General features: G+C 71.0%; 10 protein-coding genes and 1 riboswitch. Of the genes, 6 read left to right on the top strand and 4 right to left on the bottom strand.

Going from position 1 to position 9,358, the window contains the following annotated elements:
• Positions 1-44: 44 nt before the first annotated feature.
• The 3 genes from G6048_RS44300 to thiO all read right to left on the bottom strand — a co-directional run bounded on the left by G6048_RS44300 (position 45) and on the right by thiO (position 2,275).
• The gene (locus G6048_RS44300) at positions 45-839 is read right to left on the bottom strand and encodes a thiazole synthase (RefSeq protein WP_165345282.1); all 795 of its coding nucleotides are present in this window, start codon (positions 837-839) and stop codon (positions 45-47) included.
• Between the two features lie 3 nt (positions 840-842).
• Complete coding sequence (gene thiS / locus G6048_RS44295) at positions 843-1,043, bottom strand: sulfur carrier protein ThiS (protein ID WP_165345283.1); 201 nt, start codon at positions 1,041-1,043, stop codon at positions 843-845.
• A 26-nt stretch (positions 1,044-1,069) separates the two neighbouring features.
• Positions 1,070-2,275 (bottom strand): glycine oxidase ThiO, encoded by a 1,206-nt coding sequence (thiO, locus tag G6048_RS44290; protein WP_165345281.1) that lies wholly within the window; start codon positions 2,273-2,275, stop codon positions 1,070-1,072.
• A riboswitch (TPP riboswitch) is annotated at positions 2,273-2,386 on the bottom strand. Its footprint overlaps the gene before it by 3 nt.
• Before the next feature lie 52 nt (positions 2,387-2,438).
• Between thiO and G6048_RS44285 the strand changes: the two genes are divergently transcribed.
• The 6 genes from G6048_RS44285 to G6048_RS44260 all read left to right on the top strand — a co-directional run bounded on the left by G6048_RS44285 (position 2,439) and on the right by G6048_RS44260 (position 7,392).
• A complete protein-coding gene (locus G6048_RS44285) occupies positions 2,439-2,840 on the top strand; it encodes a hypothetical protein (protein WP_165345280.1) in 402 nt (133 codons plus the stop codon).
• 88 nt (positions 2,841-2,928) lie between these two features.
• The gene (locus G6048_RS44280; protein WP_165345279.1) at positions 2,929-4,167 is read left to right on the top strand and encodes an NAD(P)/FAD-dependent oxidoreductase; all 1,239 of its coding nucleotides are present in this window, start codon (positions 2,929-2,931) and stop codon (positions 4,165-4,167) included.
• Between the two features lie 115 nt (positions 4,168-4,282).
• Positions 4,283-4,648, top strand: coding sequence for an Rv2175c family DNA-binding protein (locus G6048_RS44275; RefSeq protein WP_165345278.1), 366 nt, complete (start codon positions 4,283-4,285; stop codon positions 4,646-4,648).
• Positions 4,649-4,726: 78 nt separating this feature from the next.
• Positions 4,727-5,377: a thiamine phosphate synthase gene (gene thiE, locus G6048_RS44270; RefSeq protein WP_165345277.1), complete on the top strand. Its 651-nt coding sequence runs from the start codon at positions 4,727-4,729 to the stop codon at positions 5,375-5,377.
• A gap of 99 nt (positions 5,378-5,476) precedes the next feature.
• Entirely contained in the window at positions 5,477-6,400 is a 924-nt protein-coding gene (gene metF / locus G6048_RS44265) for a methylenetetrahydrofolate reductase [NAD(P)H] (protein ID WP_165345276.1), read from the top strand.
• A gap of 56 nt (positions 6,401-6,456) precedes the next feature.
• On the top strand, positions 6,457-7,392 hold the full coding sequence (locus G6048_RS44260; protein ID WP_165345275.1) for an SCO2102 family sporulation regulator: 936 nt from the start codon (positions 6,457-6,459) through the stop codon (positions 7,390-7,392).
• A gap of 53 nt (positions 7,393-7,445) precedes the next feature.
• Here G6048_RS44260 and G6048_RS44255 read toward each other — a convergent pair whose 3' ends face one another.
• Positions 7,446-8,963 carry a phytoene desaturase family protein gene (locus G6048_RS44255; protein WP_165345274.1) on the bottom strand — a complete coding sequence of 506 codons (1,518 nt, stop codon included), beginning with the start codon at positions 8,961-8,963 and terminating at the stop codon, positions 7,446-7,448.
• Between the last annotated feature and the right edge of the window lie 395 nt (positions 8,964-9,358).

The raw sequence follows: 9,358 nt of genomic DNA, 5'->3' as shown, positions 1-9,358 counted from the left end.
CGGGGGGGGGGGGGGGGGGTGGGGAAAAGAACCCCCCCGTCCACTCAGAACGCGGGCCGCTCCGGATCCAACCGAGCCAACCCCTCCGCAGGAGACGACGCCTCAGCAAAGTGCCGCCGAGGAATCCGCCCCGCAAGCCGAGCCAACCGCCCCGCCTCCACCGCATGCTTCATTGCCTCAGCCATAAGCACCGGTTCCTGCGCCCGAGTAACGGCAGACGCGAGCATCACCCCCGCACACCCCAGCTCCATGGCAAGCGCGGCATCAGACGCCGTACCGGCCCCCGCATCCAAAATGACCGGCACGCGCGCGTGCTCCACGATCAACTGGAAGTTGTGAGGATTCCGAATCCCCAGCCCTGACCCGATAGGCGACCCGAGCGGCATGATCGCGGCACACCCCACATCCTCCAGCTTCCGAGCGAGAACGGGATCATCGTTCGTGTAAGGCAACACAGTGAACCCGTCATCGACGAGCGTCTCAGCCGCGTCCAGCAACTCGATCGGATCCGGCAGCAAGGTCCGCTCATCAGCGATGACCTCCAGCTTCACCAACGAGGTACCAAGCGCTTCACGAGCAAGCCGAGCCGTCAACACGGCCTCCCCGGCCGTGTAGCACCCAGCCGTGTTCGGCAGCACCCGAATCCCGAGCCGGTCGAGCACGGACAGCACCGACTCCTGCACGGAAGCGTCTACGCGCCGCATGGCGACCGTCGTCAGCTCCGTGCCGGACGCGACGAGCGAGCGCTCCAGCACATCGAGGCTGGGCGCCCCGCCGGTACCCATGATGAGGCGGGACGTGAAGGACGTACCGCCGATGAGGAACGGGTCGTCGGCCATGGCTCAGCCTCCTTGGACGGCGGTGAGGACTTCGATGCGGTCTCCCTCGGAGAGGCGTGTGTCCGGCCACTGCGCGCGCGGGACGACGGTTTCGTTGAGCGCGGCGGCGACCCCGGAGGGCGCCTTGGTGAGGGTGGCGACCAGCGCGTCGAGGGCGGTGCCGGTGGCGATCTCCTGCCGCTCACCGTTGACGAAGACGTTCATGGAGAAGGCGTTCCTGACGAAGACGTTCATACGGGCTGCTCCGTGCGGGCCGTACTGAAGCGCTTGGGCGTGAACGCGCGGGCCTCCTCCGGGAGTTCACCGGTGGTCAGCAGGTGCGCCATGGCGTCGCCCGTGACGGGGGTGAGCAGGACGCCGTTGCGGTAGTGACCGGTGGCCAGGAGCAGGCCGTCCAGCTCCGTCGGGCCGAGCAGGGGCGCGTTGTCGGGGGAGCCGGGGCGCAGTCCCGCGCGGGTCTCGGTGAGCGGGAGTTCGGTGATGCCGGGGACCAACTCATGGGCGTCGCGCAGCAGTTCGTACACGCCGCCCGCGGTCACCGTAGTGTCCCAGCCCAGCTCCTCACTCGTCGCGCCGACGACCAGCTCACCGCTCTCGCGCGGCACCAGGTATACATTGCTGCCCCGGACGACGGCCCGCACGGTGCGGCTCAGGAACGGCGCGTACCGCTTCGGCACGGTCAGCCGCAGCACCTGGCCCTTCACCGGCCGTACGGGCGGCAGCACGGCGTCGGGAACGCCCGCGAGCCGCCCGCTGAGGCTGCCCCCGGCCAGGACGACCTGGCCCGCGGCCAACTCGGTCCCGTCGGTGGTGACGACTCCGGTGGCCCGGTCACCTGCGACGCTGAGCCGCTCCGCCCAGACCCGGTGGAAGACCACTCCGGCCCGCTCGCACGCCGTGACCAGCGCCTTGGCGAGCCGCCGTGGATCGATCTGGTGGTCGCCGTCGACTCTGAGCCCTCCGCGCACGCCCGGCGCGAGCATCGGCTCCAGGCGCCGGCACTCGCGCCCGCTCAGCCACTCCGACTCCAGGCCCGACTGGGTTTGCAGGGCGTGCAGTTCGCGCAGATGGGCGCGGTCGTCGGCGTCCAGCGCGACGGCGAGCGTGCCGCACTGGCGATAGCCGAGAGCCAGGCCGGTCGCCTCCGTGAGCTCGGCGGCGAACTCCGGATAGCGCCGGGCGGACGCGAGATTGAGGCCGAGCAGGGTCTGCTCGCCGTAGTGGAGCTCGGTGACGGCGGCCAGCATTCCGGCGGCCACCTGGGCCGCTCCGCCGCCGGGTTCGGGGTCCACGAGTGCGGTGGCGAAGCCGCGCTGCGCGGCCCGCCAGGCCGTCACCAGGCCGATGATGCCGCCGCCGACGACCAGGACGTCAGATGTGTGAGAAGTGTCTGATGTGCTCGACGACGCTTGTGATGCGATCGATGTACGCGACATGGGCGTCCAGCCCCTCCCTTCGCCGGCATGACCCGGATCAGGTTCGTACGGTCGGAGGCCGTCCCAGCCTCCCTCTCAGCCCGGTACGTCCGGACTCCCGCGAGTGCTCTACGTTGGCCACCCTAACTCTTCGTGTCATAGCTCAGTAAGGGAGCCGTACCTCATGGCCCGCCCGCCCGTCACCCACCACCACCCTCAACCGAGGGGCTCCGCCCCGCCCTATAGATCTCTCGACGGTCTCGTTCTCGCCCCGGTCGCGGACCAAGCCCCAGGTCAGGTCGGTACGCGCACCCGCTTCACGTACCACGAGGAGGACGGCGAGATCTGGGCCGAGTACGCGGGCGGCGACGTCGTACGAGGCCACCTCGTGGGTACGCGTGAAGGTGACCGCCTCGACTTCCGCTACGTGCAGCTGAAGCGGGACGGCAGCACCTCCTCGGGGCACTGTGTGTCCCAGGTGGCCGAGCTCGCCGACGGGCGCGTGCGCCTGGAGGAGACCTGGGAGTGGGAGTCGCAGGAGGGCAGCGGGACGAGCGTGGTGGAGCAGCCCGCCGACGACCACTGATGGCTGCGCGGGACGACATGACGGCTGTGCACGACGTCACTGATCGCTCCCGCTGACTGACGCAACGTCAGTTGACTATGGTGATCGGGTGAACGAGCAGACGCGGGAACGGAGCCGGACGGCGCGACGACGTGTCGTGATCGCCGGCGCGGGCATGGCCGGCGTGCAGACCGCGGTCGCCCTGCGGGAACAGGGTTTCACCGGCACCGTGACGCTGATCGGCGCGGAGCCGCACCAGCCGTACGACCGCCCGCCGCTCTCCAAGGCCATCCTGCTCGGCACGGCGGAGGGCTCCGCCTTCGACGTCGACTTCGAGGCACTGGGCGTCGAGCTGCGCCTGGGGCTCGAGGTGACCGGCGTACGCCCCCTCGATCACGGACTCGACACGGCCATGGGCCCCGTTCCGTACGACGTCCTGGTCATCGCGACGGGCGCGGAACCGATGCGGCTGCCGGGCGCGGAGGGCGTACAGGGCGTGCATCTGCTGCGCACTCTGGACGACGCCGAGCGGCTGCGGCCCGTGCTCGCCCGGCAGCACGACATCGTGGTCGTCGGCGCGGGCTGGATCGGCGCCGAGTTCGCCACGGCGGCGCGCGAGGCCGGGTGTGCGGTGACCGTGGTCGAGGCCGCCGACCGGCCACTGGCCGGCGCGCTGCCCGCCGAGGTGGCCGCTCCGATGGCCGCCTGGTACGCGGACAGCGGCGCCTCGCTGCGTACCCACGCGCGCGTGGAGCACGTCGAACCCGGCGCGGTCGTGCTGGATGACGGCTCGCGGCTGCCCGCGGGCGCCGTCGTCGTGGGCATCGGGGCGCGGCCCGCCACCGCCTGGCTGACCGGGTCCGGGATCGAGCTCGGCGCCCATCGCGAGGTGGTCGCGGACGATCATCTGCGCACCTCCGCCCCGGACGTGTACGCGGTCGGCGACTGCGCCTCCTTCCCCTCGCGCAGGTACGGCGAGCGTCTCCTGGTGCACCACTGGGACAACGCCCTCCAGGGGCCCCGTACGGTCGCGGCGAACATCATCGGCGAGACGCCCGCCGCCTACGACCCCGTGCCGTACTTCTGGTCCGAGCAGTTCGGCCGCTTCGTGCAGTACGCGGGCCACCACGCGCGCGCGGACGCCACGATCTGGCGCGGTGACCCGACGGGCCCGGCCTGGTCGGTGTGCTGGCTTCGGGAGAACCGGCTGGTCGCCGTGCTCGCGGTGGGACGGCCCCGGGACCTGGCGCAGGGACGCAAGCTGATCGAGGCCGGAGTCCCGATGAATCCGGAGCTGCTGTCGGACCCGTCCCGGCCGCTGAAATCGGCGAAATCGGCCACCGCGTAGACCGCCGGAGTCCGGCCAAGGGGCCTGGGCGGCGCAGGCTCCGGGGTCCGGCGAACGGCTCAGGCTGGGCGGCCACGACTTCCGACTGTCAGTCCGGGATGGCAGGCTTAATCCCGTGACCGAGATTGACGCAAAAATCGATGCTCTCGTCCCCGCCTGGCTCACCCTCCCCGACATCGCCGAACAGCTCGGCGTCGAGGTGACCCGTGTGCGGCAGCTGGTCAAGGAAGGCCAGCTCATCGCCGTACGCCGTGGTGAGAACCGAGCGCTGCACGTCCCCGCCGCCTTCATCGACGGGGACAAGGTCGTCAAGGGCCTGTCCGGCACCCTGACGCTCCTGAAGGACGACGGCTTCACGGACGAAGAGATGCTGGAGTGGCTCTTCACCCCGGACCCGAGCCTGCCCGGCACCCCCGCGCAGGCCCTCAGTGAGAACCGCGGTACGGAGGTGAAGCGCCGAGCCCAGGCGCTCGCCGTCTGACTTGAACACACCGTCCGGCGTACGGGCCGTGCCCGGTGCGGGAGGGCCCGTACGCCACCGACAACGGGGGATTTCCGCATGCCCGAAGCCACCGCACGCGCGCGGCTCGCCGACGCCCGCGTCTACCTCTGCACGGACGCCCGGAAGCGCCAGGGCGACCTCGCCGAGTTCCTGGACGCGGTCCTCGCGGGCGGCGTCGACATAGTGCAGCTGCGCGACAAGGGCATGGAGGCCGCCGAGGAGCTGGAACACCTCCAGGTGTTCGCCGAAGCCTGCGCACGGCACGGCAAGCTGCTCGCGGTGAACGACCGCGCGGACGTCGCCCACACGGCGGACGCCGACGTGCTGCACCTGGGCCAGGGCGACCTGCCCGTCCCCGCCGCCCGCGCGATCCTCGGCGACAAGATCCTGATCGGCCGCTCCACACACGCCGGGCCGGAGGCCGCAGCCGCCGCCGTCCAGGACGGCGTGGACTACTTCTGTACGGGCCCCTGCTGGCCGACGCCCACCAAGCCTGGCCGCCACGCGCCGGGCCTGGACCTTGTCCGGTACACGGCCGCGCTCGGCACCGACCGCCCCTGGTTCGCCATCGGCGGCATCGACCTCGGCAACCTCGACGAGGTCCTCGAAGCGGGCGCCCGCCGCGTCGTCGTCGTACGGGCGATCACGGAAGCCGATGATCCGGGCGCGGCGGCTCGGGAGTTCTCGAAACGATTGCGTCACGGTTAGTTGTCCGATAGTTGTCCGAGGCATGGACAATTGACCGACAAACCGGGCAATTTTCATCGTCTGGTTGGGGGACCGCCAGCCCCTGACTAACCTGCGGGTATGGCCCTAGGATCTGCGTCCACCAGGACTGACCGCGCACGCACTGTGCGTGACATGCTTGCCACCGGCAAGACGACGTACTCGTTCGAGTTCGCGGCGCCGAAGAGCCCGAAGGGCGAGCGGAACCTGTGGAACGCGCTCCGCCGCGTCGAGGCCGTCGCCCCCGACTTCGTGTCGGTGACCTATGGAGCGGGCGGCTCGACCCGCGCCGGCACGGTGAAGGAGACCGAGCAGATCGTCGCGGACACGACGCTCACCCCGGTCGCCCACCTCACCGCCGTGAACCACTCCATCGCCGAACTGCGCAACATCATCGGCCAGTACGCGGACGCCGGGATCCGGAACATGCTCGCCGTGCGCGGCGACCCGCCGGGCGACCCCATGGGCGACTGGGTCCCGCATCCCCAGGGATTGACCTACGCAGCCGAACTCGTCCGACTCATCAAGGAGTCGGGCGACTTCTGCGTGGGCGTCGCGGCCTTCCCCGAGATGCATCCGCGCTCCGCCGACTGGGACATGGACGTCACCCACTTCGTCGACAAATGCCGGGCCGGCGCCGACTACGCGATCACGCAGATGTTCTTCCACCCCGAGTCGTACCTGCGGCTGCGTGACCGAGTCGACGCGGCCGGCTGCGAGACCCCGGTCATCCCCGAAGTCATGCCCGTGACCAGCGTGAAGATGCTGGAACGTCTCCCCAAGCTCAGCAACGCCTCGTTCCCGGACGCCCTGAAAGACAGGATCCTCACAGCCAAGGACGATCCGGCGGCTGTACGCTCCATTGGAATCGAGTTCGCTACGGAGTTCTGCGCGAGGCTGCTGGCCGAGGGAGTCCCCGGACTGCACTTCATCACGTTGAACAACTCCACCGCGACATTGGAAATCTACGAGAATCTGGGGCTGCACCACCCACAGCAGGCCTAGACCGGACGCATCCTCGTACGACACACTGCGTAACGGCCACTGGGAGAGGGGCGTACATGGGCTGGACGGTCCTCTATATCGCGTTCGGCATCGTCGCGCTGTGGCTGCTCGGCGAGGTCCTGCTGCAGTACAAGGCACGGCTGCGCTGGCGGCTGCTGGCCTTCGCGGGCTTCCTCGGCGTGGTGATCGGCGTGCTTATCCCGTCCGTGCCGGTCATCGGCCTGGGCGCCGCCGCGTTCGCCGTCGGCCAGACCTACGTCACGCTGTCGTTCCGCCGCGGCTTCGCGGCCGGCTGGGCCGTCGCCGGCCGCCCGGGCGCCAACAAGCGCCGCCGTGGCGAGCCGGACCGCGATCCGACGCTCGAGGTCTCCGACCTCCAGGCGGCGGAGGGCGGAATGCGTCCCCGGGACAACTTCGGCCAGGGCGACGACCTCTACGGCCGCGAGGAGTCCGTCTTCGGGCAGCGCTCCGACAGCTTCGGGCAGCACGCCGAGACGGCCGCCGAGTCCACCGCTGTCTACGAGCCGCAGCCCCTGCCCGACGACACGGGCAACTACGGCGTCTACAGCGACACCGCCTACGCCGCCGCCACCGACCCGGCCTACGCGGCATCCACCCAGTCCCAGGACTTCGCCGGCCAGAACTACGGGTACGACGGCTACTCCGGCTACGACCAGCAGCAGTACGGCTACGACAACGGCCAGCAGCAGTACGCCGCCTACTCCGACCCGTACCTCGGCTCGCAGTCGTACGGGGGCACCTCGTACGACTCGCCCTACGACGCCTCGCAGCAGCAGTACGAGCAGCAGGGCTACGCCCAGGACCAGTACGCAGGCGGAGGCTACGGCGGCGAAACCCCGCCCGGCGGCGTCTGGGTTCCGCAGCAGCGCTCCGACGACTCGTACGGCGGCGAACTCCCGCCGGAGCAGCAGCAGTACCCGTACGAGGGCAACGGGAACGGCAACGGGTACGACGAGCAGTACCGGTTCTGAGCAGTATCGGTTCTGACAGCGGCGGCAGGATCCTTTCGGGACCTGTCGGGCCCTTACTGGGAGCCCTGGAAGTCCGGTCCCTCCACGATCAGTCCCGCGACCAGCGCGCCCGACATGCCCGCGTGCGGCAGTCCGCCGCCGGGGTGTGCCCAGCCGCCGACCGTGAACAGGCCCGGCAGACGGGTGCTGTTGGCCCGGTGCAGCAGACGTCCGCCCGCGGCGGCCAGCGCCGGGGCCGGAACGGCGCCGCCGTCCGCGCCCGTCGCCTCCGCGATGTCCGCCGGCGTACGGACCTCGTGCCAGAGGAGGCGCTCGCGCAGGCCGGGTATCGCGCGCTCGGCGGCGGTGAGTACCCGCTCCACGTCGTCCTCGGCCGGCGCCAGGCCTGACGGCACCGTGACGCGCAGCGCGACCGCCTCGTGGTCGTCGTCCGGCACCAGCGCGGGATCGCCGGGACGCAGCACGGTCACCGTGGGCGCGGCCGGGACTCCGGAGCCCGTAGCAGCCGTACGTCCGGGGCGGTCGCCGAACAACGCGTGCAGCTCCGCCTCGCGATCCGCCGCGTGCACGACCGTCCGATGAGCAACCCCCTCCGGCCGCCCGCCGCGCAACGCCAGATGAACCGTCAGGCGGCTCGGCAGCCCCCGCCGGGGCGGAACTTCGCCGTCGCCGTGCAGCGCGATCCCGGAGGTCAGCCGGTCCAGCACTCCGGGCGCCAAGCCCGCGACCACGAGGTCCGCATCTACGAGGGTGCCGTCGGCCAGCTCCAGGCCCGCCGCCCGGCCGTCCTTCTCGACGATCCGCTCGACGGCCGTATCGAAGTGGAACTCGACCCGCCGGGCCAGGCACCGCTCGTACGCCGCCCGCGCCAACTCCCGTATCCCACCGCGCACATACCACGTCCCGAAGGCGTGCTCCATGTACGGCAGCACGGTCGCGGCGGTCGGAGCGACGCGCGGGTCGAGGCCGTACGCGAGGGCGTGACTCTCCAGGAGGGCCGCGAGCCGTGGGTCGCCCAGCTCCCGGGCGCCGACCTCCGCGAGTGTGGTCGCCACCCGGGTGCGCAGCAGACGCCGCTGCTTGACCGGCGGATAGGGGTCACGCTCGGCGAGAACCTGCCAGTTGGGCCACAGGGGTTCTTCGAGCAGCGGTCGGCGCGTACGGTCCCAGGCCTCGCGCGCCCGCACCAGGAACTCGCCCCACCGCTCTCCGGCGCCCGCCCCGAGGGCCGTGTCCAGGGCCGAGACGACTCCCGCGCGTGAGGCGTTCGGCAGCGAGACCTCCGTGCCGTCCGCGAAGACGTGGTGCGAGGCCGGGTCCACCTGGACCAGGTCGACGCATTTCTCCAGGGGTTCCTTGCCGGTCTTGACGAACAGATCGCGGTAGACCGCGGGCAGCGGCAGCAGGCCCGGGCCCGTGTCGAAGACGAAGCCGTCGCGCTCGACGACGCCCACCGACCCGCCGTACGTCGCCGCGCGCTCGTACACCACCACCCGGTGGCCCGCGACGGCCAGCCGGGCGGCGGCCGCCAGCGCGCCCATCCCGGCGCCGATCACCGCAATTCGTGCCATGCCAGGGACTGTATCGGCCGCCACTGACAACGCTGCCGCCACCGTCGGCTTGCCACCGCCTCGCGCGCGTGGGTCCCGGATTCGGGCCCAGGAGAGCGGCGGGGGAGTAGCAGCGCGGGCGCGTTCGTAACCAGTAGGCAACGGTGCGTTCTGGGTCTGAGTGCGCAGGACTGAGTAGCCGTACCTAGTCAGAGAGATGAGTACGCGCGCGGATGGGGCCCGACCTGCGCGAACGAGAGAGTGGGGGCACGGAAAGGGGCGCGGCTCCGGCACCGCCGACACGGGGCGGCGGAACGGTGCAGCGCCCTTGGCCGCTCCTTCCGCCGAGAAGTCGGGCGGGAGCGAGGCACGGGGGAGTCGGTCCCGACGTCGTCGACGGCCCACCCGGCCTCCAC

It is taken from the genome of Streptomyces ureilyticus, assembly GCF_011045025.1.
Lineage (GTDB): Bacteria > Actinomycetota > Actinomycetes > Streptomycetales > Streptomycetaceae > Streptomyces > Streptomyces ureilyticus.
The sequence above is the reverse complement of the archived record's forward strand: the minus strand, read 5'-3'. Positions and strand labels throughout refer to the sequence as shown.

Coding starts and splice junctions, on each gene's coding strand:
- G6048_RS44300 (WP_165345282.1), bottom strand. CDS start 839: ATGGCCGACGACCCGTTCCTCATCGGCGGTACGTCCTTCACGTCCCGC.
- thiS (WP_165345283.1), bottom strand. CDS start 1,043: ATGAACGTCTTCGTCAACGGTGAGCGGCAGGAGATCGCCACCGGCACC.
- thiO (WP_165345281.1), bottom strand. CDS start 2,275: ATGTCGCGTACATCGATCGCATCACAAGCGTCGTCGAGCACATCAGAC.
- G6048_RS44285 (WP_165345280.1), top strand. CDS start 2,439: ATGGCCCGCCCGCCCGTCACCCACCACCACCCTCAACCGAGGGGCTCC.
- thiE (WP_165345277.1), top strand. CDS start 4,727: ATGCCCGAAGCCACCGCACGCGCGCGGCTCGCCGACGCCCGCGTCTAC.
- metF (WP_165345276.1), top strand. CDS start 5,477: ATGGCCCTAGGATCTGCGTCCACCAGGACTGACCGCGCACGCACTGTG.
- G6048_RS44260 (WP_165345275.1), top strand. CDS start 6,457: ATGGGCTGGACGGTCCTCTATATCGCGTTCGGCATCGTCGCGCTGTGG.
- G6048_RS44255 (WP_165345274.1), bottom strand. CDS start 8,963: ATGGCACGAATTGCGGTGATCGGCGCCGGGATGGGCGCGCTGGCGGCC.